Here is a 23,631-nt window from a genome sequence, read left to right as displayed (position 1 = left end):
TAAATTCCTGCTTTGCTTCTTTTCGGGGAATTAACCGCACCACTATGGTGCGGTTTTTTTGTGCAATTTTTATGTTTATTAATTAAGTTAATGTTTATTAAGGCTTTTTAAAGTTGGCACGAAGCTTGTTTATTAATCTGTGTATGTTAGGGATGCACAGGTTTAAGGAGCAAGGTTAATGAAACTCATCAATGCAATAATCAAACCTTTTAAGTTGGATGATGTGCGTGAAGCGCTGGCGGACGTTGGGGTTGAGGGGATGACCGTTTCTGAGGTCAAGGGATTTGGCCGTCAGAAAGGGCACACTGAACTGTACCGCGGTGCGGAATATCAGGTTGATTTTCTGCCTAAGGTCAAGCTGGAAATCGCCACTCAGGCGGAGAACCTGGAAATCATTCTTGAGGCGATTACCAAGGCAGCACACACCGGCAAAATCGGTGACGGTAAGATTTTTGTTTACGATCTGGACCATGCGGTACGTATCCGTACCGGTGAGACAGACGCAGAAGCATTATAACAACGAGATGTGATAAGAGGACGACAACCATGGAATTATCAACAACGGTGACAGAGCTGCGTTACGCGCTCGACACATTCTTTTTCCTGATCTCAGGTGCCCTGGTCATGTGGATGGCAGCGGGTTTTGCCATGCTGGAAGCCGGTCTGGTACGCTCAAAAAACACCACAGAAATTTTAACTAAAAACTTTTGTCTGTACGCCATTGCCTGCACCATGTACCTGATTGTGGGTTATAACATCATGTATGTGGATAACGGCGAAGGTGGCTGGCTACCTTCATTTGGTACCTTATTCGGTACTCAGGCGGAAGGGGCTGACCACTCGCTGGAATCTGACTTCTTCTTCCAGGTGGTCTTTGTCGCGACAGCCATGTCTGTGGTCTCAGGGGCTGTGGCCGAACGCATGAAGTTGTGGGCATTCCTGGTATTCTCAGTCGTTCTGACAGCTGTTATCTATCCGGTTGAAGGCTACTGGACTTGGGGCGGCGGCTTCCTGTCAGCTGCTGGCTTTAGTGACTTTGCCGGCTCAGGAATTGTGCATATGGCGGGTGCGTCTGCGGCACTGGCTGGTGTGTTGCTGCTGGGAGCCCGTAAAGGCAAATACGGCAAAAATGGAGAAATCCTGCCAATTCCCGGTTCAAACATGCCGCTGGCGACCCTGGGTACTTTTATCCTGTGGTTTGGCTGGTTCGGTTTCAACGGCGGTTCGCAACTGATGATTTCCGACTTCGAGAATGCGACGGCTGTGGGTAAAATCTTCCTCAACACCAATGCAGCAGCGGCTGCAGGTGCTATCGCCGCACTGGCAGTGTGTAAAACCACCTGGGGTAAAGCTGATTTGACCATGATTCTCAATGGTGCACTGGCGGGCCTGGTGGCGATCACCGCTGATCCGCTGTCTCCATCACCTATGTCAGCGGTTATTATCGGTGTGATTGCCGGTGCACTGGTTGTCTTTAGTATCATCGGTCTGGACAAGCTGAAAATCGATGATCCTGTCGGTGCGATTTCAGTGCACGGCGTGTGCGGTTTCTTCGGCCTGATGGTGGTACCGTTCAGCAACACAGGTGCCAGCTTTGGTGCTCAGTTACTGGGTGCGGTTGTTATCTTCGCCTGGGTATTTGGTGCGAGTCTGGCCGTATGGGCCATCCTGAAAGCTACCATGGGGATCCGTGTCAGCGAAGAGGAAGAAATGGCCGGTATGGATTTACACGACTGTGGCATAGATGCTTACCCTGAGTTTGTCAGCGTGAAGTAATTGCTTTAAAGTTGAGCTAATTCACATAATTATCAAAAACGCTGCCAGCAGGCAGCGTTTTTTTGTGTTCATTTGTTTCAACACATTGTTGACTGAAGCAGCTACAGTATAATTGAGCGATACTGATAAACGTTATCATTCATTTTTGTATTAAGGGAATGCTCAATGAAAAAACTGTTAGCTTCTGCTGTATTACTGGGGTTGTCGGCACCTCAAATGGTTCTGGCTGCCGAAGAAGTCAACGTCTACTCTCTGCGCCAGTCGTTTTTAATTGAGCCGATGCTGAAAGAATTCACAGATGAAACTGGCATTAAGGTCAACGTAAAATTTGCCAAAGATGGCATTGCTGAAAAACTGGCTCAGGAAGGCGAATACAGCCCGGCCGATGTGATTCTGACCGTTGACATCAGCCGTCTGGCAGAATTGAGTGATAAAGGCCTGGTTCAGGCCGTTGACAGTGAAGTGATCGACAAGAATGTCCCGGCTCAGTACCGCGACTCTGACGATGAGTGGTTTGGCTTGACGTTACGTACCCGCAGTGTGTACTCGTCCAGGGAGCGTGTCGGCCGTCTGCCAGCGAGTTTTGATTATCTGGATCTGGCGAAACCTGAGTGGAAAGGCAAAATCTGCACCCGTTCAGGTAAGCACCCTTACAATATTTCTCTGGTTTCTTCGATGATTGCGCATTACGGGGAAGCAGAAACCAAAACCTGGCTTGAAGGGGTAAAAGCGAACCTGGCTCGCAAACCTCAGGGTAACGACCGAGGCCAGGTGAAAGCGGTTAAAGAAGGCCTGTGTGATCTGGCAATCGGCAATAGTTACTATCTGGGTAAAATGTTAAGCGATGAAAACCAGAAAGCGTGGGCAGAAGCGGTTTACATCAATTTCCCGGGTCAGCAGGCTAACGGTACCCATGTCAATATCAGTGGTATGGCGATGGCTAAGCATGCGCCTAATAAAGCCAATGCTCAGAAACTGATGGAATTCCTGACATCAGACAAAGCTCAGCACATGTACGCTGATGTGAACTTTGAATACCCGGTTAAAGCGGGTGTCGAGCGCTCTGAGCTGGTGGCGTCCTGGGGAGATTTCAGTGCTGATACTCTGCCTCTGGAAAAGATCGCCGATTATCACAATGCAGCAACCAAATTGCTCGATGAAGTACAGTTTGATCTGTAAGTAGAAGAAAAACAGGGGTCGGTAGGCCCCTTTTTATCGATTGTCTGGTATCTTTGGGGGCGTTTTTTTTCGCGAACCGCTTGGACGCATGTGTTGCCCCTTCGTTGGGCAAGGCTTCTCTCGTGTCAGCTCAAGGATACTAAGTTGTCGGCAATGAAAGACAGATACCCTATTTGGAAAACCAGCGGCTGGACGTTTGGTGTTTTACTGGTTTTACCCATTTTAGCCATTTTCTATACGGCACTGGGGGAATCGGATCAGGTGTTTGCGCACCTGATGAGCACAGTGATGGGGACCTATACCCTCAATACACTGGTGCTGGTCACCGGCACCGCGTTACTGGCGGCTTTGTTTGGCTTGCCCGCCGCCTGGTTTATGGCCATGTGCCGGCTGCCCGGTGAAAAGTGGCTGCAATGGGCCTTAGTACTGCCACTGGCGATGCCGGGTTACATCATAGGCTACATCTACACTGACTGGTTCGACTATGCCGGACCGGTACAAATTCTGCTGCGCGATTGGTTTGGCTGGCAGAGTTATCAGGATTACTGGTTTCCGGATATCCGAACCTTAGGCGGTGCGTGTCTGGTACTGGCTTTGGTGCTATATCCTTATATCTACCTGCTGGCCCGCACGGCTTTTATGGAGCAGAGTGCCAGTTTACTGCAATCTGCGCGTTTGCTGCGCTGTTCGCCGCTGGAAAGCTTCCGGCGCATTTCTTTGCCTCTGGCTCGGCCTTCCATTGCCGTCGGCCTGTCTTTGATTGCTATGGAAACCCTGGGCGATTTCGGCACTGTCAGTTACTTTGCCGTCCATTCGCTGACAACAGCGGTATACGACACCTGGCTGGGCTATTCCAATCTTAACGCGGCGGCAAAAATTTCAGCCATGATGCTGCTGGCTATTTTTTTGCTGATCAGCGCAGAGCGATTCAGTCGTCGCCGGCAAAAACTGTTTCAGCAGCACAGTGAGCCGAATGAAGATGTCCGTTACCGTTTGTCCGGCTGGAAGAAGGTGCTGGCACTGAGCTGGTGTTGGGGGCTGATTGGACTGGCTTTCATCCTGCCGCTGCTGCAACTGCTCTATTATGCCTGGCAGTATTTTGCCCAGAGCTGGAACTCTGAGTTCAGACAGTTCAGCATGAACAGCCTGATGGTTGCTGTGAGTGCTGCTTTACTGGCTGTTGCTGTCGCACTGCTGGTCAATTTTTATCATCGTCTGGATGGCCGCCGTACCAGTATCGCGCCGATGCGTTTAAGTGTGATGGGCTATGCCGTGCCGGGTACTGTGCTGGCAATCGGCGTGATGATCCCACTGACCACAGCCGATCACTGGCTTAATGACTTCACTCAGTTCATGGGATGGGGACGGCCCGGACTCTTTTTCTCCGGCTCTGTGTTTGCGATGATTTTTGCCTTTGTGGTGCGTTTTGGTGCAGTAGCCGTTGGCAGTATTGAAAGCAGCCTGGCCAAAATACCTCCGTCACTGGACATGGCTGCCAAGACCATGGGATGCGCGCCCATGTCTATGCTGAGGCGTGTACATTTGCCGCTCATCCGGCGGGGCTGCCTGATAGCGGGTCTGCTGGTCTTCATCGAGTCCATGAAGGAGCTGAACGCCGCGCTGTTACTGCGGCCATTTAACTTTGAAACTCTGGCAACCTATGTCTTCAACTATGCCTCTGATGAGCAGTTGGAGCTGGCCGCAATGCCAGCCATTCTGCTGGTGCTTGTCGGCTTGGTGCCTTTGGTTGTTGTAAACCGTTCATTGGAGCAATCACACTGATGAGTCATGCGTTATCTGTCCATAATCTGACCTGTCGTTATAACGGTCATGCTGTACTGGAAAATCTGTCTCTGGTGGTGGAAGACAATGAAATCATCTGTTTGTTAGGAGCTAGCGGCTGCGGGAAAACAACCTTGCTTAAAGCCATTGCCGGCTTATTACCGCAAGAGCAGGGTGAGTTGCGGATTAATGGCCGTACTGTGGTGGATAAAGTGAACTGGGTACCGCCGGAGAATCGCAATATAGGGATGATCTTCCAGGATTATGCGCTGTTCCCCCATCTGACTGTGGCGGAAAATATAGCCTTTGGCCTGCGAGACTGGGAAAAAAACAATGCGCAGACCAAAGTGGAAGAAATGCTGTCGCTGGTCAGGCTGGAAAACCTTGGCCAGCGTTATCCGCACCAGCTATCTGGCGGTCAGCAACAGCGTGTTGCGATTGCGCGGGCTCTGGCTTGCGAGCCTGATCTGATATTGCTGGATGAACCGTTTTCGAATATCGACACTCAGGTTCGCCATGGGCTGATTCGGGAAATACGACGAATCTTCAAGGCGCAAGGGGTAACGGCTATCTTTGTGACTCATAGCCGGGAGGAAGCCTTTGCTTTCGCGGACAAGCTGGCAGTGATGCACAATGGCGTGATAGAACAGTTTGGTACCGCAGCGGAGCTTTACTATCAACCTTGTAGCCGTTTTGTCGCTGATTTTCTGGGGGCGGGGTCTTATTTGCCGGCCACTATCGGGCAGGATGGCTTACTGACACCCTTTGGCTGTGTTGATCTGGCAAAAGCCGTCACATTTGGCGAAGGCAGGCATGTTGAGTGGCTTGTCAGGCCACAGAACCTAAAGCTGGCACCGACCGAAGACGGTGATGGGATTATTCTGGAACAGCAGTTCATGGGCGACAGCTGCCGCTATACGGTAGACTACGAGGGGCACCACTTGATAGTGAATACCCCTATGATCCTGCAAACTGGTCAACGCGTATCCGTAGAGTTGGACTTGTACCAGCCCAGAGTACTTGCTGCTGCCAGTTAACGGCAGCAGTTATACCTGCGGGAACATTAGGCTGATGTAAGCGTCGGCCTGTGTTTGCATGCTGTTTTTATCTGGCTCAATGTTGGCGCGTAAATACAGCACGTAACATAAACCATGAAGCAGCCAGGTCAGATCATAAGAGGTGATCTCCGTACTTAGCTGACCATCCTGTTTACCCTGCTCAAAGATATTGGTCAGTTGTTTCAGGTTCGGACGGTTTGCATCAAGAAACTGCGGCCAGGTTTCAGTCCTGACAGAAGTACTCCATTCAAACCATACCTTTAACCAGTCCTGCTGTTCGATAACCGCATCAATCATATAGCCTGTGATGCAGCTCAGGTGACTATGAAGGGTATCGTGCTCTTCTCCCAGGCACAGATTCAGCAGTTCATTAAAATTTCTTTCCACCTGTGACAGAACTTGCTCAACAAGTGCCTCACGGGTAGGAAAATAATTGAAAACCGTTGCCACTGAGACATTAGCCATATCAGCAATGTCGGCATGTCCTGCTCGTCCGATACCTCGGCGGGCAAACACTTCCAGCGCACACTTGAGAAGTTGTTGTTTTCGTTTCTCAGGTGAGAGACGCGTCCTCGTTTTTTTAACTATGGTGTCCATGCTACAAATTCCCTAGCCAATCGATTTATATGCACTTTGCTTAATAACTCTACCTCAGCAATGGATTTGGTTCAATCTGATTTATACCCGTTGTGTCATATGGCTCGAATAATTGAAGCAATAACTTTTCTTGTTCAAGGATGGTAGAATAGCTTTTTAGTAATCACTGAGACCCATGTGCATGCCAAATGCGCATATGGAGAGATAAATGAAGCATACCATTGAAGTCATGATTTCTGAGCAGGATGTTCAGGCAAGGATTAAAGAGCTCGGAGAGCAGATCACCGCCTATTATCAAGGCTCAGAAAACCTTGTCATGGTGGGATTGCTGCGAGGTTCCTTTGTCTTTATGGCTGACCTGGCCCGTGCGGTTGATCTGCCGCACGAAGTGGATTTTATGACGGCTTCCAGTTACGGAAACGCGATGGAAAGCAGCCGTGATGTCCGTATTCTGAAAGATCTGGATGATGAAATCGAAGGCAAAGACGTGCTGCTGGTTGAAGATATTATTGATACCGGCAACACGCTGAATAAAGTCCGGGAAATACTGGCCCTGCGTAATCCGAATTCCATCCGTATCTGTACTTTGCTGGACAAGCCTGAGCGCCGTGAAGTCGCCGTGGATGCCGAGTGGATTGGTTTTGAAATTCCCGATGAGTTTGTGGTCGGTGTCGGCATAGATTATGCGCAGAAATACCGCCATCTGCGATTTATCGGAAAAGTGATTCCGCTGGAAGACTGATAACTTTCAGTTTTTAGCTGCGTGATGCAAGTAAAAGCGACCGGATGGTCGCTTTTACTTTATGGGTTATTCTTTGGGCAAAATCGTTGCCATTGCGCTTTGGTAGGAAACTTCCAGAGACTCCCGGCTGGTGGCGGTAACGCCCAAATCCGTCAGTTTGCCGTCACCAATACCGTACACCCAGCCATGAATTTTAACTTTCTGGCCGCGTTCCCAGGCTTGTTGCATGATGGTCGAGTTGCCCAGGTTGTATACTTGCGAAGCCACGTTGATTTCACATAGCTTATCGGCCCAGGCCTCACGGGGCAGAGTCCCCAGATCGCTGCGGTGCTTAAGGTACAGATCGCGAATATGAAGCAGCCAGTTATTGATGAGCCCTAAGGGCGGATTATCAATTGAGGCTGCCACACCGCCGCAACCATAGTGGCCGCAGATAATGATGTGTTTGACCTTGAGCACATCGACAGCATACTGCACCACTGACAGGCAGTTCAGATCAGTATGGATGACCTGGTTAGCCACGTTTCGGTGCACGAAAAGCTCGCCAGAGTCCAGGCCAGTCAGGCGTTCTGCCGGAACCCGGCTGTCGGAGCAGCCGATCCAGAGATATTCTGGGTGCTGTGCTTTCGCTAGATGTGAAAAGAATTCCGGGTTTTCTGCTTTAATCTTTTCCGACCAGGAAAAGTTATTTGCAAATAGCTGTTTAATTTCTGCCATGACAACACCTTAGTTTGCTACATTGGGTTGTTTATCTTTGGTCAGGCTATGGCTGCTATGATGCGCTTGCAAAGCCAAAGATAAACAGGTCATTACTATACACTTGCGAGGCGGCTTGCAAATCCGATTTGTTGATTTTTTTACTCTTTATACCAAATAAAAAAGCGTATTGTATGAATGCATTAGAAATTACTGATTTAAACAAGGCTTATCCAGGGGTGCAGGCCCTTAAGGATATGAGCCTGACAGTCGAAGAAGGGGACTTTTTCGCTCTGCTGGGGCCTAATGGTGCCGGTAAATCGACCACGATTGGTGTGATCAGCTCCCTGGTCAATAAAACCTCCGGTCAGGTGAAAGTGTTTGGCTATGACATCGATAAGCAGTTGGTTGAAGCGAAAAATCAGCTCGGTCTGGTGCCGCAGGAGTTTAACTTCAATCAGTTCGAGACTGTCGAGCAGATAGTGATTAATCAGGCCGGTTTTTATGGCGTCCCCAAGGCGCTGGCCAAAGAGCGGGCAAAGAAGTACCTGACACAGCTGGATTTGTGGAACAAGCGCAATGAGCGTGCCCGTAGTTTGTCTGGCGGTATGAAGCGTCGCCTGATGATTGCCCGTGCCCTGATGCACGAACCCAGGCTGTTAATTCTCGATGAACCGACTGCAGGGGTGGATATCGAGCTGCGCCGTTCGATGTGGACTTTTTTACGAGAAATTAACCGCCAGGGCGTCACTATCATTTTGACTACGCATTACCTGGAAGAAGCCGAAATGCTGTGCCGTAATATCGGCATCATTAATCATGGTGAGCTGATTGAACACACTAGCATGAAATCTCTGCTGGCCAAGCTGGAGGTGGAAACCTTCATTCTTGATGTTGTCCTCAATGGCAGTAAACCTGAACTTGATGGTGTGGCATGGAAAATGCCGGATAATCACACGCTGGAAATCGACATTCACAAGGGAACAGGTCTGAACTCTGTATTCAGCCAGCTGAGTGCTCAGGGGATAGAGGTACTGTCTATGCGTAATAAAGCCAACCGTCTTGAGGAGTTGTTCGTGACACTTGTAGCTCAGAGCCAAGGAGAGCAGTCTGCATGAGATACCAGTATTGGATTGCTTTTCAAAGTTTAATCAGTAAAGAAGTGAACCGTTTTGCTCGTATCTGGGTACAGACACTGGTGCCGCCAGCCATCACCATGACGTTATACTTCATCATTTTCGGTAGCCTGATCGGCAGTCGGATCGGTGAGATGGGCGGTTTTACCTATATGGAATACATAGTGCCCGGTTTGATCATGATGTCAGTGATCACTAACTCATATTCAAATGTGGCGTCTTCTTTCTTTAGTGCTAAGTTTCAGCACAATATTGAAGAATTGCTGGTTGCGCCTGTGCCCAACTTTGTCATTATCGCCGGCTATATTGGTGGTGGTGTACTGCGCGGACTGGGTGTCGGGGTGATAGTGACGGCTGTGTCGCTACTGTTTGTCGATTTGCAGATAGCGCACCTGGGGGTGATTATTGCCACTGTCATCATGACCTCCATCGTTTTCTCTCTGGGGGGACTGATCAACGCGGTGTTCGCCAAAACCTTTGATGACATCAGCATTATTCCCACTTTCGTACTGACGCCTTTGACCTACTTAGGCGGGGTGTTTTATTCCCTCAATCTGTTGCCTGAATTCTGGCAGTGGGTGTCCAAACTCAACCCTATCGTCTACATGGTCAATGCTTTTCGTTATGGCTTCCTCGGGGTATCCGATGTCGGTATAGGCACAGCGTTTAGCGTGCTTCTGGCCTTTGTGCTTGCTTTGTACGGCCTGGCCCACTATCTGATATCAAAAGGGATAGGCTTACGCTCCTGAGTCGATACAGCGGGTTTAATGCCCAATAAAAACGCCCGGTTACCGCTAAGTAACTGGGCGTTTTAGTCAGATGCTTATCGCAGATGTCTGTCTGGTTTTGTTAGTGAGTGGTGTCTGCTGAGACAGAGGCCAGCTCAATGACCTGATTATCAATCAGACGCGCTTTCCCCAGGAAAGCAGACATCAGGATCACCGCCTGTGTGGTCTCTTCGCCGACAACCTGCAGCGTACGGGCATCACGGATGTAAATTTCATCCGGTTCCAGACCGGCAGCACGCAATTGATCATTGGCATCCAGCACCACTTCATCAAAATCACGGCGTCCGCCGCGGATCTGGCTGCTGATCCAGCGCATGGTTTTGGCCAGTACCGGTGCGCGCTGACGCTCATCTACGGTGAGGTATCCATTACGAGAGCTCATAGCCAGGCCATCCATTTCACGCACTGTCGGTACACCAATGATCTCAATCGGCATCGCGAGATCGTTGACCATTTGACGGATCAACGCCAGTTGCTGATAGTCTTTTTCACCAAAGCAGGCCACATCTGGCTGCACAATATTAAACAGCTTGGCCACTATGGTGGCGACGCCACGAAAATGACTTGGGCGCAACGCCCCTTCCAGCATGTGAGACAGGCCCGGCACTTCGACAAAGGTTTGTCGGTCCATGCCATTGGGGTAAATGATATCCGGGGTCGGTGTGAAAACCAGTTCGACGCCCTCACCATTCAATTTGGCCAGATCCTCTTCCAGAGTACGAGGATAGCTATTCAGATCGTCAGCTTTATCGAACTGCATTGGGTTAACGAAAATACTGACAATAATGATATCGGCTTGTTCGCGTGCTTTGCGAACCAGAGTCAGGTGCCCCTGATGCAGATTTCCCATGGTCGGAACAAAGGCGATACGGCGGCCTTCACGGCGCCAGGCCCGAACCTGTTCACGAACAGGGGAAATGTCAGCAAAAGTCTGCATGGTGGGTTTTCCTTACTCAAAGGTATGCTCTGGACCCGGGAATGTTCCCGTTTCCACTTCTTTCAGATACTGTGAAACCGCTTTGCGGATATCGCCAGTCTGAGCAAGATAGTTTTTAGAAAAACGCGGCATATAGTTGGCAGAAATGCCTAACATGTCGTGCATGACTAAAATCTGGCCGTCAGTCACGTTACCGGCTCCGATGCCGATAACAGGAATATCTAAGGCTTCGGTGATGCGTTTGGCCAGTGAGGCAGGGACACACTCCAGCACGACAATTTGTGCGCCTGCCTTTTGCAGCGCAATGGCGTCGGCCAGCATCTGGTCAGCGCGTTCTTTATCGCGTCCCTGAACTTTGTAGCCACCAAAGATATTGACCGATTGAGGTGTCAGGCCCAGATGGGCGCACACAGGTATGGCACGTTCGGTCAATGTTCTGACTGTGTCGGCCAGCCAGTTGCCCCCTTCCAGTTTTACCATGTTGGCACCGGCGCGCATCAGCTTGGCGGCATTGTCACAGGCCTGCTCAGGGGTGCCATAGGTCATGAAAGGCAAGTCCGCCAGAAGCAGAGCATTGGGGCTGCCGGCACGCACACAGCGGGTGTGGTAAGCCATTTCATCAATAGTCACAGGCAGGGTATCTGTCTGGCCTTGCAGTACCATACCCAGGGAGTCACCGACCAGAAGGACAGGCACTTCCTGTTGCTCAAACAACTGGGCAAAACTCGCATCATAAGAGGTGAGTGAGGCAAACTTACGACCTTCCTGCTTCCACTTCATCAGGTCGTTAATAGTGATTTTCTTCATTGTTATCTCCCTTCTCCCGGATGTGTCAGGATGACCACACACGCAGGCCGTTTCGGTCCACCTCGGGTAGCAGGTCAGTCAGCGCTGTACCGTCAGGCAGGACGAGTTCAGGGGCAATTTCAGCCAGTGGATAAAGCACAAACTCACGGGCTTTCATGCCATAGTGCGGAATAGTTAAACGTTCACAGTGATGCTGCAAATTGCCATAAAGCAGGATATCCAAATCCAGAGTGCGCGGCCCCCAGCGTTCTGCTTTGCGGACTCTTCCATGCAACTGTTCAATCTTCTGCGTCAGATCGAGCAGCGCCAGTGGTGTCAGTTCAGTATCAACGGCAACCACAGCATTGATGTAATCGGGCTGATCCTGCGGCCCCATAGGGGTACTGCAGTACAGCGAGGACTCAGCGACCACGCTTAGGTCACAGGCCTGACGTAACGCCGTCAGTGCCTGGTAAGCCTGGTTCACCGGATCATTCAAATTGCTGCCGATGGCAATATAGGCACGAATCATGAGGCCGATTTTGCCTGTGGTTTCTTTCGTCGTTGCGGACGACGGCGACGACGCTGATTACCGCCACCCAGTTCCTGAACCATTTTATTGCGTTCATCACGTTCAGCAAACTGGAACTTGTGCCACCAGGTTGCCAGTTCAGCCACATCTTTCCCTTCAAACTGGCCACGCATTTCGAGAAAATCGTAGGCTGCCCGGAATTTAGGGTGTTCCAGCATGGCAAAGGCGCGTTTACCGAAACGGCGGCTGAAGCGGTGCTGTTGCTGCCAGATATCACGCACAGTCGTGGTCAGGCGGCGAGGGATGGCAATGTTTTTCACCTGCTCATCCAAAATGTCATTGGCCGCTATCATGAAAGCATCGTAGTCGCTCAGACCACTGGTGCTGGCAATTTCTTCTGCCCGGACATTCATCGGATACCAGAGCATGGCCGCAAACATAAAGGCTGGATTGACGCGCTTACCTTCGGTGATTCTGACGTCAGTGGCAGCCAGGATGTGCTCAAGCATCTTCTCGGTCAGGCTGCTGTGATCTTCGGTAAAATGCTCGGCCAGAATCGGGAACAGCTGCTGGAACAGATTGTATTCGCGCAGCATTTTGTAAGTCTCAAGCCCTTTACCGGCCTGCAGCAGTTTGAGGCTCTCTTCAAACAGACGTGCGGCAGGAATGTCTTTCAGCAGGGTCGACAGTTCCAGAATCGGGGCTGCAGTGCGGGCTTCAATCTGCATATCCAGCTTGACGGCAAAGCGTACGGCACGCAGCATCCGCACCGGATCTTCACGATAGCGGGTTTCTGGATCGCCGATCAGGCGGACCAGGCGGTTTTGCAGATCAACCACACCGTTCGCGTAATCACTGACTGTGAAATCTTTGATGCTGTAATACAGGGCGTTAATCGAGAAGTCACGGCGTTCTGCGTCTTCATCAATGGTGCCATAGACATTGTCACGCAGCAGCATGCCTTCATGGTTGCGTGAGGCAATGGCCTGCTTGCCGGCTGGCAGCTTAACGGCGCCTGCATCATGGTGGCCGCGGAAAGTGGCCACTTCAATCACGTCACGGCCAAAAAGTATATGGGCGAGACGGAAGCGGCGGCCGATCAGGCGGCAATTGCGGAACAGCGCCTTAATTTCTTCCGGCGTTGCATTGGTCGCAATATCAAAATCTTTGGGTTCTTTGTCCAGCAGCAAATCCCGAACACCACCGCCGACCAAATAGGCGTCAAAACCGGCTTTATTGAGGCGGTAGAGTACCTTCAGCGCATTTTCGCTGATGTCTTTGCGGGAGATACCGTGCTCCTGGCGTTGATAAACTTGCAAGCTTGGCTCCTTGTTACCCAGAGCTTTTTGCTCTCGGGTCAATACTTTACGGCAAAAGCTGGCGACTCGACTAAAGATAACACACCTCGTAATTGTGATAAGGCCGGACTGAACAGCCGCATATCATATACCCAAGTCACCTCTAGATGCTAGGTTCAGCGTGATCGCTGTTGTTGGCGGCAGGTTCGCGACATCCCAATGCGCGATCCCCCAACGGAGAATGTCGTCGCGATCAGCGCACTGCAATTCTGCCGGCGGGCACATCCCCAGAAACCTCATAGCGTGCCACAGCTGCGGGCCTGGCCGACGCGTGTCGATAGCCGGCGCGTGATTTTGTTTGGACAGTTTATTGCCGTTTTCCGTTACGGCAAGCGGCAGATGTAAATAGCTTACCTCGGGTTGTCCTAATCGGTGATACAGGCCTATCTGGCGTCCTGTCGGTTCAATCAGATCGGCTCCTCTGACGACCTCTGTGACGCCTTGCGCTATATCATCCAGCACGACCGCCAGGTTGTAGGCATACAGGCCGTCACGGCGGCGGATGATGAAATCTTCGCTGGCCAGCGCTTCGGGTATTGCGATCCAGCCGTGCAGCTGGTCATGAAAACCTGTGATGGCCTGGTCGACTTTCAACCTTACCGCACTGTGAGCGGCATCCAGGCCGGCATTGCGGCAAGTGCCGGGATAAAAGCCACCGGCTTCTTTGATCGCTTTGCGGCTGCAACGACAATAATAGGCGTCGCCCTGAGCCAGCCAGTGTTCTATCTGAGCCTGGTATAGGGCGTGGCGCTGACTCTGGTAAATGACACTGCCATCCCAGGTCATGCCAAAGGCGTCCAAGGTGCGCAGTATGTCGTCTGCGGCACCGGGCATTTCACGCGGGGGATCCAGGTCTTCGATTCTGACCAGCCATTGACCTTGCCGGGAGCGCGCCTGCAAATAGCTGCCCAATGCCGCCACCAGTGAGCCGAAGTGCAGCGGACCGGAAGGTGAGGGGGCGAATCGTCCAGTATACGGAGATAATCTTGTCATGGTGTTGGATAGCAGACAGTCAATAACAATAAAAAAGGGAGCCTTGGCTCCCTTTTGTCAGATTATGGTTACAAAGGGCAGTTTAGCCAGCCATTTGCTTTTCTTTGATCTCTGCCAGTGTCTTACAGTCGATGCACAGGTCGGCTGTCGGACGGGCTTCCAGGCGGCGAATACCAATTTCCACGCCACATGAATCACAGAAACCAAAATCGTCATCTTCGATACGTTGCAGCGTTTTTTCGATTTTCTTGATCAGTTTACGCTCACGATCTCGGTTACGCAGTTCCAGGCTGAATTCTTCTTCCTGTGCTGCACGGTCAACCGGATCCGGAAAGTTAGCCGCTTCATCCTGCATATGGTTAACGGTACGGTCAACTTCTTCACGCAATTGGTTGCGCCAGGCTCCGAGAATTTTGCGGAAGTGCTCTAACTGCGCTTCACCCATATATTCTTCGCCGGCTTTTTCCTGATACGGGTCAACCCCAGCAATAGCCAGGATGCCTAACGATTTTTTAACCTTGCTCTCTGGCATATAGCATCTCCTAACATATACCGAATAACCGTCACTGGTTAATTTTGGCGGGTATCTATAGCAGAAAGGATATAACGTGGCAATTACTGCATATCTTCAATTTTATACCATTGTGAAGAAAGCATCATTTTTCCGCGTTACTGAGCAAATTCTATCCGCTGGCTCAAAGTCAGAGCCGTCGGGCTGATTTCTGCACGGTAACAGAGGACTTCCACCCCTGCTTTTTCTGCCTGTTCCAGTAACTCATCATAGACCGGGTCTATATGGCGTGCCGCGGCGACATTTTCAATCCCAGAGTGCAGGACTGCGAAAAATAACACAGCGCGCTGACCCGTGGCGGCGACCTCTGCCAGCTCCCTTAAATGTTTTTGTCCCCGGGTGGTAACAGCATCCGGGAAATACCCGCGGCCATCATCTTCCAGCAAAGTGACACTTTTTACTTCAATGAAACAAGATGGCAGCGAGGGATCATCCAGAACAATATCTACCCGGCTGTTTTCAGTACCATACTTCACTTCTGTGCGCAATGAAGCATAGCCGGATAATTCCGGAATGTGGTTATTTTTGAGTGCTTCGACCACAATTTGATTCGCTCTGGCAGTATTGATGCAAATCCAGTGTCCGTCCTGCGTTTGTGTTAATTCCCAGCTGTGGGCGTATTTCCGCTTAGGGTTGTCCGAGGTGGAATACCAGATGGTGGAGCCGGGATCGGCGCACCCTGTCATGGCACCCGTGTTGGCACAGTGAATGGTCGTGGTGGTGCCATCGGGCAACGCGATATCGGCCAGAAAGCGTTTATAGCGTTTAATGAGTGTGGCTGACTGCAGGGAAGGTGTGTAATTCATTCGCTGTCCTGTACGGCGATCTCCGGTTGAATAAGTGGCCACTGGTTCGCGAGCCGGTAACGGACGCCTGGCCCGTCGGGCTCAGAAATATACAGACCAAAGCGCTGAAAGTGAAAAAGAAAATCCGGTTGTTCGTCAGGAATAACAGGGCGCTGACGCAGGTTTTTCCTGAGCGTGATGTGCGGGGTATAGCGTCTGGCATCCTGTATCAGCCCAAGATCAAGGGCCAGCTGGTTCAGTTGCTCGGCGAGCCGGCCTAAAGGCTCGGGGCAGATATCGCCGCCCAGCCAGAGTACGCGACTGCGTTTCCAGTAACGCAGCAGGTTGAAATGCATCGAGAAAGCCGGGATGGTGAGCTGGTTGACAGCAGCGACGAGCTGGCGGGTTTGCTCATCGGTGATCTGCCCGAGGAAGGCCAGCGTCAGATGCAGGTTGGCATCCGGTATGGTACGCCCTTTGCCGGGTAAGGCGTCTTTCAGCTGACACAAGCCTTGGTACGGCGCCAGATTCGCCGCGGGGGGGACCGTCAGCGGCAGCGCAAAAAACATCCGTTGGCTGCCTGGCTGCGGTGGAAAATCAGGCTGCCTGAAGTGATGTGACATAATGACCTCCTGCCGGTTGGATAGCACCGTTATCCCTGTTTGAGTACAATAAGTCCGATTGTTTCTGAGCGTTCTGTATTATCTGCAACACAGGCGCCTTCATAGAAGATGACACAAGGTAAAGATATTGTCACAACTCCCCATTGATGCGGTGCTGCCTGATTTGCACCAGGCGCTTGAGCGCAGTGAACAGATCATCCTCAAGGCACCGCCAGGTGCGGGTAAGTCTACCCGGTTGCCGCTGTCACTGCTGGCTGCGGGCTCAGTGGCCGGTAAAATTGTCCTGCTGGAGCCGCGCCGGCTGGCTGCCCGTAATATTGCCTCCTATCTGGCGGCTCAGCTGGGCGAGGAAGTCGGACAGACCATAGGGCTCAGGGTGCGGGGCGAAACTCGGGTCAGTGGCAGGACCCGGCTGGAGATAGTGACTGAAGGGGTAATGACCCGGATGTTGCAGCAAGATCCTGAGTTATCCGGCATAGAACTGCTGATTTTCGACGAATTTCATGAACGAAGTCTGCATGCCGATACAGCGTTAGCACTGGCGCTGGAAGTGCAGGAAGCCTTACGTGACGATCTGAAATTACTGGTGATGTCGGCCACCCTGGATCATCAGGCTTTGCAATCTTTACTGCCTGATGCCGAATACCTGGTATCAGCCGGTCGCAGCTATCCGGTGGACTACAGATACCAGACTCAGGCCACCAGCGTCCAGCAGGGCAATGGTGTTTCGATTGAATGGACCGGGCGCGAGATCCTCCGGCTGATGACGGCTGAGCCAGGCTCTGTGCTGGTCTTTCTGCCCGGTGCCGGAGAAATTCGCCGGCTTGCCGAGTGGTTGCAAGCGGCTGTCAGCCCGGATGTTATTATTGCGCCACTGTATGGCCAAATGGACAGTAAAGCCCAGCAGCAGGCCATACAGCCTGCCATCAAGGGCAAACGGAAAATTGTACTGGCAACCAATATCGCAGAAACCAGCCTGACCATTGAAGGTATTCGTTTGGTGGTGGATTGCGGTTTAGAGCGGATTGCCCGCTGGGACGCCAGAACCGGTATCAGCCGTCTGGAGTTAGTGCGTATTGCCCGTTCCTCGGCGGAACAGCGAGCCGGACGTGCCGGGCGGCTTGAGCCAGGTATTTGCCTGCGGCTGTACAGCGAAGAATTACTGGCCCGTCAGCCCGCCGTGCCCGAGCCGGAAATCCTGCGTACCGATCTGAGCCATCTGGCGATGGAGCTGGCCCAGTGGGGATGTGCTTCCGCCGGTGAACTGCGTTGGCTGGATGTGCCGCCTGAGGGCGCGCTGCAGCAGGCTCAGGCATTACTGATCGCGCTGGGGGCGATGGACACACGCCATCAGCTCACCGGCAAAGGACAGGCCATCCAGCAACTGGGTACTGAGCCCAGGCTGGCGGCGATTCTGGCGCATGCCAGCTCGCTTGAGGTGAGTGTGCGCGTGACCGCCGCTATGCTGGTGGCGCTGTTAGAAGAGCCGGTCAGAGGGATGAACAATCCAGATCTGGCATTTCAGCTGCACCTGCTGGAGTCGGATCAGCTTCCCCGCAGTGCGTACTACAGGCAGCGAGCCAGACAGCATTTTTCAAAACACGGGACGACGGATCAGGATAAGACGCTCGGATGGCGAACTGACAGTCGCTGGCTGCCTGTGCTGATGGCGGCGGGCTTTCCCGATCGTGTTGCCGTGTCCCGGGGGCAGGATGGCCGCTTTCAGCTGGCTAACGGTCAGGGCGTGGTTATCGATGATGACCATCCGCTGGCCGGGGAGTCTGCGCTGGTGGTGGCTGATGTGGTGAAAACCAGGCAGGGTGACAGCCGGGTATTTTCCGCTGTGGCGGCCGATATCGGGCAATTGCAGCAGGCGATGCCGCAATTGTTCCATGAGAAGGAATGGCTCGACTGGGATGACAAAAAAGGCCGTCTGGTCGCTGAGAAGCAATATTGCTGTGGCAAGCTGATTATCAAACGTACCGCGCTGGCAGAGCCGGATCCGGCCCGTGCCGGGGAAGCCTTGCTAAATGCCATTCGTCGTCAGGGGCTGGATGTACTGCCCTGGAATACGCGCAGTGAAGGTTTGCTGACTCGCGCCCGTTGCGCGGCCAGCTGGCTGCCGGCGATGGCACTGCCAGCCATGGATGAAGAGAGTTTGCTGCTGACACTGGAAGACTGGCTGCTGCCTTTCATGACAGGGATCCATAGCATGAAGGCGCTGGTGAAACTGGATCTGACCGCCGCTCTGGAAGCGTATCTGGGCTGGGAGCAGGCCAAAGCTCTGGATGCGGCACTGCCAACCCATTATCAGGTGCCGACCGGGTCACGTTACCCGATACGGTATCAGCCTGGGCAGGCCCCTGTACTGGCGGTACGTATGCAGGAAATGTTCGGTGAGCAGGTCTCACCCAGAATAGCCCAGGGAAAGGTTGCGCTGGTACTTGAGCTGCTTTCCCCGGCCCAGCGTCCGTTACAGATTACTTCGGATCTGGCCGCATTCTGGCAAGGTGCCTACAAAGAGGTACAAAAAGAAATGAAGGGCCGTTACCCTAAGCATGTTTGGCCTGATGATCCCGCCAGTCATGCCCCGACACGAAAAACCAAGAAATATATGTAGTCGGCCAGCATGTGCTGCGCTGAAACTGACAGCCTGATAGCGAAGACATCACTAAGACATCATGATGATCAAAGAGTCCAAGCACCGCCTGGCCGCGCCCAAAAAGCCAACGGAAAAACAGCCAAGAGCCACCAGGAAAGCCGCTCCGGCCAGCAAAAAAGCCAAAACTCAGCCGCGCAAAAAAGCGGTTAAGACACCGCCTAAACGCACCCCACCGAAAAGCCGCCTCGCCCGCATAGGGCGCTGGGTCCTGTTCTCCGGCCTTAAGCTGGGGCTGGCGGTTCTGGCCGTGGTGGTGGTAGTGGGTATCTATCTGGACACCCTGGTGCGGGACAAATTTGAAGGCCAGCTCTGGGACTTACCCGCCGTTGTGTACGGCCGGGTGCTGGATTTGCAACCCGGTCAGGCCATCACCCTGAGCGAAGTGAAACGTGAGCTGGACGCCTTGCAGTATCACAAAGTCCGTACCCCGCAGCGTGCCGGGGAGTATTCTGCCTCGTCGACCCGCATCGAGCTGGTGCGCCGTCCGTTTGAATTCGATGACGGTTATGAAAGTCAGCGCCACGTAATGCTGACATTCGGTGACAGCGGGCTGAGCAAGATTGACGATCTCGGGCGGGAAAAGACGCTGGGGTATCTTCGTGTCGAACCCAAAATGCTGGGGATGCTGGGTACTAAAGAAGGGGAGCAGCGGATCTTCACGCCACGGGAAGAGTTTCCTGAAGTGCTGATTGATGCCCTGCTGGCGACTGAAGATCGGGATTTCTATCACCACGGCGGGGTGTCACCACTGGCTATCCTGCGTGCGGCGCTGGTGAACCTTAAAGCCGGACGTACCGTGCAGGGCGGCAGTACCTTAACTCAGCAGCTGGCAAAAAATATCTTCCTGACCCGCGAACGCTCGCTGTGGCGCAAGATCCAGGAAGCCTATATTGCGATCATTATCGATTATCGCTACAGCAAAGATCGTATCCTGGAAGCGTATCTGAATGAGGTGTATCTCGGCCAGAGCGGCAGCCGGGAAATTCATGGTTTTGGCCTGGGCGCACGCTTGTACTTTGGCCGGCCTTTACAGGAACTGCGCATTGATCAGCTGGCGATGCTGGTGGGCATGGTCAAAGGCCCGTCGTACTACAACCCGTGGCGACATAACGATCGCGCCAGAGACAGGCGGGATCTGGTGCTCAGACTGATGCTGGATCAAAATATCCTGACTGGCGCTGAGTATGAGCAGGCCGCGTCAAGAAAGCTGGATGTGCAAAAGCAGCCGGTGATCGCCAGCCGCCAGCCTGCGTACTTCCAGCTTCTGCAACGGGAACTGAAAGAGAAAGTCGGTAACCGTTTCACTCCCGGGGTCGGTTTGCGGATCTTCAGCACTCTGGATCCTGTGTCGCAGCAAGAAGCAGAAAATGCGGTTGCTCAGTGGATCCCGCTACTGGAGAAAAAAGCCGGAAGTCCGATTGAAACGGCTATGGTGGCGGTGGACCGTCACAGTGGTGAGATCCGGGCCATGATAGGCGGCAGCCGTCCGGGTTATGCCGGATTCAACCGGGCACTCGACAGTCGCCGGCAGATTGGTTCGCTGGTGAAACCTGCCGTTTATCTGAGCGCCCTGCGCCAGCCTGATAAGTTCAGTCTGGCAACGACACTGGACGACAAGCCGATTTTGCTCAAAGGCAATCAGGGCAGTGAGTGGCGCCCGCAAAACTATGATCGTAAATATCGCGGCCAGGTGCCTTTGTATGACGCCTTATCACGTTCGCTGAATGTCCCTACGGTGAATCTGGGCCTGCAGGTCGGGCTGGACAATGTGATAGCCACTCTGGCTGAACTTGGCGTCGCCAAAGAAGCCGTGCCACGCCTGCCTTCAATTTTGCTGGGCGCCTTTACCCTGTCGCCGTTTGACGTCAGTCAGATGTACCAGAGCCTGACCAGCGGGGGACGCCGCGCCGACCAGACGGCTTTGCGCGCTGTGGTCGAGCGTCAGGGCAAAGTGCTTTACCGTCATCTTCCTTCCGGCCGTCAGGTGGTGCCTGAGCAGGCGGCCTGGCTGACGACTTATGCGATGAAGCGGGTTGTCAGTCAGGGGACAGGGCGTTATCTGCAACCCAGATTTGGCTGGGCAGCACTGGCTGGCAAAACCGGTACCACAGATGATACCCGCGACAGCTGGTTTGTCGGGGCCGACGGCAGGGAAGTGGTCACTGTGTGGATTGGCAGGGATGACAATAAACCGGTGAAGCTGACCGGATCCAGCGGCGCATTACGCCTCTACAGTGGCTATCTGGAGCGCCGCCAGCCTGAGCGGCTGCAGCTTAGCTGGCCGCAGAAACTCAGTACGCTTAAGTATCACAGATTGCAGAACGGCACTCTGGGCCTGGATTGCCAGGGCGAGCAGTCACTGCCTGCCTGGGATCCGACCGGTTCGTTGTCTGCACATTGCCGGAAGGGTAAGCCTGAAGGCTGGATCAAAGACATGTTCAGCTGGTAAAGCGCATCGGCGGAAGGGCTGAATGTCAGCCCTTATCCGTTTTCCGGTTCGAAGTAGTAAGAAATACGGGCTCTGGGATTGAGGTACTGGCGTATAGGTTCGGGCAGTTTCTGCGGATGCAGCGCCCGTTCTATCGTCAGTTCACTTTGTTCCAGATCAAGCACTGGTGCTTCATTGGATGGTACGCTCGGATCGTAAATCAAAATGTTGGGGTAAAGCAGGCGTTTGGCATTCACGGAAATGACCATGCCGACCTGCTGATTGGAAAGCTGCACGACACTGCCCGGCGGATAGACGCCCATCATACGCACCATTAACGCGATGAATTCCTCACTGTATTGCCCCTTCTTGTGTTTAAACAGATAGGAAAGCGCACTGTAGGGGATTTTGGCTTTGCCGGGATCCATAGGATGGCACAAGTTGTCGTAGGCGTTAACGACAGCAACCAATTGTGCAAAGCGATTTATTTGATGGCCCTGTAAGCCCAGCGGATAGCCACTGCCGTCCATCAGCTCATGGTGCTGACTGAGAATAGGTTTGGCAGCATCCGGGAAGTTTTCACCCAGCTCTGCCAGTTCAAGGCTGTACTTCGGGTGCAGTTTGAGGAAATTCGTTTCTGGCTCTGTCAGAGCAGTTATTTTGCGCAGAATGTGCGTCGGTATTTTTTGTTTACCTATGTCGTGAAACAGGGCGCCAAGGGCAATGGTTTTGATATCGCTGGCTGGCATACCGTTTGACTTGGCCAGCAACATGGAAAGTACGGCCACATTCAGCGAATGGTAGTAAATATCTTCCGATTCTTTCGCATCGCTCATCAGATGCAGTACCAGATTGTCGTTGTCCAGTAAGGCTTCTACCATATCGTTGACAAGTTCTTTTGCATCGGCAAACGCCGTCACAGGACGGTTTTTTATTTTTTGCGAAATAGCGCGTAACTTGGACAAAGAACGCTGAAAGCTTTTCTCGCAACGGTTGAGGTTGCGTTTGTAATTCTTCAGATACTCAATTCGCCGTTGCTTTTCTTTCCACAACTTATCGGCTTGTTTATGGATAAAGCGGGCTTCTTGCTCTGAGATGTCATCCTGTTCGGTATTGAGCGTATTTTTCGGAAGAGGGTGGGTATCACTTTTATCCGGATAGAGAATGACAAATTTAAGCCCGAGGTTTTTTATCAGACGGATCTGCTGGTTATCTTTAATCTTGAAGTGATTAAGCATGAACGGATGCTCCGTCCACTGTAACGGCAGTTTGATATACAGACCTGGAGTTAAACACTCGGTAGGAAGTTCTATGCTTGTCATTACCTTTTTCTATGCATTTACTATTTCAGGCAGGCAATGCACGGTGTGTCCTGTGCCTGTCATGTTTTGACAGTCGGGTAAGGGAGAGGTTATTCCGTGCTGTGTGAAATGTGTATCACAATAGCGTTCTGAAATCGATTATTAAGAATACCGTTAATAAAAAATGGGCTTAATGTCGTGAAAAATGTGCAAGAGGAATAGATAAAAAAAACCTCGCAATTGCGAGGTTTAAAAGATGGTGCCGACTACCGGAATCGAACTGGTGACCTACTGATTACAAGTCAGTTGCTCTACCTACTGAGCTAAGTCGGCTTTATTATTGTTAAGTTATTTTCAAATAACAAAACTGGCTCCCCCTGCTGGACTTAATGTGGCCGACTAGGTGCGGCCGGCCAGGCCAGCGACATTTAAGCACACAGTGCTTACCAGTTTGGAGGAGATACACTGCAATTAAACAATGTATTTAATTGGCTCCCCCTGCTGGACTTGAACCAGCGACATACGGATTAACAGTCCGCCGTTCTACCAACTGAACTAAGGGGGAATTGTTCTGCATTATGACGTTACCAGAACACCATAAAGAAATATGGTGCCTCGAGGCGGAATCTACCGCGCCCGGCTAGGGACCGACACGTTGTCGCATCGCGACAAACAAATATCGTTGCTGCTTAGTAGCACCATAATATTTAATAATGGTGCCTCGAGGCGGAATCGAACCACCGACACGAGGATTTTCAATCCTCTGCTCTACCGACTGAGCTATCGAGGCAACGGGGCGCATTAAAAAGGTTTTGCGTTTTTCCGTCAATGGTTTTTTGAAAAAAAACGAACAAGATCCCTTTTTTTGTACGGATTGCGTGGATTTTAATCTTCCCTGCCC

21 protein-coding genes and 3 tRNA genes are annotated in these 23,631 nt (G+C 52.1%); 10 read left to right on the top strand and 14 right to left on the bottom strand.

Annotation, left to right across the window (positions count from 1 at the left end; genetic code table 11):
* The first annotated feature begins 178 nt into the window (after nt 1-178).
* The 5 genes from IFO68_RS10215 to IFO68_RS10195 all read left to right on the top strand — a co-directional run bounded on the left by IFO68_RS10215 (nt 179) and on the right by IFO68_RS10195 (nt 5,774).
* A complete protein-coding gene (locus tag IFO68_RS10215; RefSeq protein ID WP_120513354.1) occupies nt 179-517 on the top strand; it encodes a P-II family nitrogen regulator in 339 nt (112 codons plus the stop codon).
* Between the two features lie 29 nt (nt 518-546).
* Complete coding sequence (locus IFO68_RS10210) at nt 547-1,776, top strand: ammonium transporter (protein ID WP_192015796.1); 1,230 nt, start codon at nt 547-549, stop codon at nt 1,774-1,776.
* Between the two features lie 165 nt (nt 1,777-1,941).
* On the top strand, nt 1,942-2,955 hold the full coding sequence (locus IFO68_RS10205) for a Fe(3+) ABC transporter substrate-binding protein (RefSeq protein WP_192015795.1): 1,014 nt from the start codon (nt 1,942-1,944) through the stop codon (nt 2,953-2,955).
* Between the two features lie 153 nt (nt 2,956-3,108).
* The gene (locus tag IFO68_RS10200; RefSeq protein ID WP_192015794.1) at nt 3,109-4,737 is read left to right on the top strand and encodes an ABC transporter permease; all 1,629 of its coding nucleotides are present in this window, start codon (nt 3,109-3,111) and stop codon (nt 4,735-4,737) included.
* Nucleotides 4,737-5,774: an ABC transporter ATP-binding protein gene (locus tag IFO68_RS10195; RefSeq protein ID WP_192015793.1), complete on the top strand. Its 1,038-nt coding sequence runs from the start codon at nt 4,737-4,739 to the stop codon at nt 5,772-5,774. The genes IFO68_RS10200 and IFO68_RS10195 overlap by 1 nt, the downstream gene beginning before the upstream one ends.
* Before the next feature lie 9 nt (nt 5,775-5,783).
* Here IFO68_RS10195 and IFO68_RS10190 read toward each other — a convergent pair whose 3' ends face one another.
* Complete coding sequence (locus IFO68_RS10190) at nt 5,784-6,392, bottom strand: TetR/AcrR family transcriptional regulator (protein WP_192015792.1); 609 nt, start codon at nt 6,390-6,392, stop codon at nt 5,784-5,786.
* A 208-nt stretch (nt 6,393-6,600) separates the two neighbouring features.
* Between IFO68_RS10190 and hpt the strand changes: the two genes are divergently transcribed.
* Nucleotides 6,601-7,134 (top strand): hypoxanthine phosphoribosyltransferase, encoded by a 534-nt coding sequence (gene hpt / locus IFO68_RS10185; RefSeq protein ID WP_192015791.1) that lies wholly within the window; start codon nt 6,601-6,603, stop codon nt 7,132-7,134.
* 66 nt (nt 7,135-7,200) lie between these two features.
* Here the strand turns inward: hpt and can are convergent, their stop codons facing one another.
* Nucleotides 7,201-7,851 carry a carbonate dehydratase gene (can, locus tag IFO68_RS10180; protein WP_192015790.1) on the bottom strand — a complete coding sequence of 217 codons (651 nt, stop codon included), beginning with the start codon at nt 7,849-7,851 and terminating at the stop codon, nt 7,201-7,203.
* Nucleotides 7,852-8,024: 173 nt separating this feature from the next.
* On the opposite strand from can, the gene IFO68_RS10175 reads away from it, so the two are divergent.
* Nucleotides 8,025-8,948 (top strand): ABC transporter ATP-binding protein, encoded by a 924-nt coding sequence (locus IFO68_RS10175; RefSeq protein ID WP_192015789.1) that lies wholly within the window; start codon nt 8,025-8,027, stop codon nt 8,946-8,948.
* Nucleotides 8,945-9,715 (top strand): ABC transporter permease, encoded by a 771-nt coding sequence (locus tag IFO68_RS10170; RefSeq protein ID WP_192015788.1) that lies wholly within the window; start codon nt 8,945-8,947, stop codon nt 9,713-9,715. The genes IFO68_RS10175 and IFO68_RS10170 overlap by 4 nt, the downstream gene beginning before the upstream one ends.
* 100 nt (nt 9,716-9,815) lie before the next feature.
* Here IFO68_RS10170 and panC read toward each other — a convergent pair whose 3' ends face one another.
* The 8 genes from panC to thpR all read right to left on the bottom strand — a co-directional run bounded on the left by panC (nt 9,816) and on the right by thpR (nt 16,339).
* A complete protein-coding gene (gene panC / locus IFO68_RS10165; protein WP_192015787.1) occupies nt 9,816-10,691 on the bottom strand; it encodes a pantoate--beta-alanine ligase in 876 nt (291 codons plus the stop codon).
* Between the two features lie 12 nt (nt 10,692-10,703).
* Entirely contained in the window at nt 10,704-11,498 is a 795-nt protein-coding gene (gene panB / locus IFO68_RS10160; protein ID WP_192015786.1) for a 3-methyl-2-oxobutanoate hydroxymethyltransferase, read from the bottom strand.
* A 25-nt stretch (nt 11,499-11,523) separates the two neighbouring features.
* Nucleotides 11,524-12,009, bottom strand: coding sequence for a 2-amino-4-hydroxy-6-hydroxymethyldihydropteridine diphosphokinase (gene folK, locus IFO68_RS10155; protein WP_192015785.1), 486 nt, complete (start codon nt 12,007-12,009; stop codon nt 11,524-11,526).
* Nucleotides 12,006-13,370 (bottom strand): polynucleotide adenylyltransferase PcnB, encoded by a 1,365-nt coding sequence (gene pcnB / locus IFO68_RS10150; protein ID WP_225445166.1) that lies wholly within the window; start codon nt 13,368-13,370, stop codon nt 12,006-12,008. The genes folK and pcnB overlap by 4 nt, the downstream gene beginning before the upstream one ends.
* Before the next feature lie 81 nt (nt 13,371-13,451).
* Nucleotides 13,452-14,360: a tRNA glutamyl-Q(34) synthetase GluQRS gene (gluQRS, locus tag IFO68_RS10145; RefSeq protein WP_192015784.1), complete on the bottom strand. Its 909-nt coding sequence runs from the start codon at nt 14,358-14,360 to the stop codon at nt 13,452-13,454.
* Nucleotides 14,361-14,442: 82 nt separating this feature from the next.
* Complete coding sequence (dksA, locus tag IFO68_RS10140) at nt 14,443-14,892, bottom strand: RNA polymerase-binding protein DksA (RefSeq protein ID WP_027253634.1); 450 nt, start codon at nt 14,890-14,892, stop codon at nt 14,443-14,445.
* Nucleotides 14,893-15,029: 137 nt separating this feature from the next.
* The gene (gene sfsA / locus IFO68_RS10135) at nt 15,030-15,737 is read right to left on the bottom strand and encodes a DNA/RNA nuclease SfsA (protein ID WP_192015783.1); all 708 of its coding nucleotides are present in this window, start codon (nt 15,735-15,737) and stop codon (nt 15,030-15,032) included.
* Nucleotides 15,734-16,339: an RNA 2',3'-cyclic phosphodiesterase gene (gene thpR, locus IFO68_RS10130; RefSeq protein WP_192015782.1), complete on the bottom strand. Its 606-nt coding sequence runs from the start codon at nt 16,337-16,339 to the stop codon at nt 15,734-15,736. The genes sfsA and thpR overlap by 4 nt, the downstream gene beginning before the upstream one ends.
* Before the next feature lie 127 nt (nt 16,340-16,466).
* Between thpR and hrpB the strand changes: the two genes are divergently transcribed.
* Nucleotides 16,467-18,959 carry an ATP-dependent helicase HrpB gene (hrpB, locus tag IFO68_RS10125; RefSeq protein ID WP_192015781.1) on the top strand — a complete coding sequence of 831 codons (2,493 nt, stop codon included), beginning with the start codon at nt 16,467-16,469 and terminating at the stop codon, nt 18,957-18,959.
* Between the two features lie 61 nt (nt 18,960-19,020).
* Complete coding sequence (mrcB, locus tag IFO68_RS10120) at nt 19,021-21,450, top strand: penicillin-binding protein 1B (RefSeq protein WP_192015780.1); 2,430 nt, start codon at nt 19,021-19,023, stop codon at nt 21,448-21,450.
* Nucleotides 21,451-21,482: 32 nt separating this feature from the next.
* Here the strand turns inward: mrcB and IFO68_RS10115 are convergent, their stop codons facing one another.
* The 4 genes from IFO68_RS10115 to IFO68_RS10100 form a co-directional block, all read right to left on the bottom strand.
* Nucleotides 21,483-22,751 carry a cyclic di-GMP phosphodiesterase gene (locus IFO68_RS10115; protein WP_192015779.1) on the bottom strand — a complete coding sequence of 423 codons (1,269 nt, stop codon included), beginning with the start codon at nt 22,749-22,751 and terminating at the stop codon, nt 21,483-21,485.
* Between the two features lie 236 nt (nt 22,752-22,987).
* Nucleotides 22,988-23,063 (bottom strand) — tRNA-Thr (locus IFO68_RS10110).
* Nucleotides 23,064-23,219: 156 nt separating this feature from the next.
* A tRNA-Asn gene (locus tag IFO68_RS10105) sits at nt 23,220-23,295 on the bottom strand.
* Nucleotides 23,296-23,444: 149 nt separating this feature from the next.
* Nucleotides 23,445-23,520, bottom strand: a tRNA-Phe gene (locus IFO68_RS10100).
* Between the last annotated feature and the right edge of the window lie 111 nt (nt 23,521-23,631).

It is taken from the genome of Photobacterium arenosum (genome assembly GCF_014841115.1).
Taxonomy (GTDB): Bacteria; Pseudomonadota; Gammaproteobacteria; order Enterobacterales; family Vibrionaceae; genus Photobacterium; species Photobacterium arenosum.
Note: the sequence above shows the minus strand (reverse complement) of the source record. Positions and strands in the feature narration are given on the sequence as shown.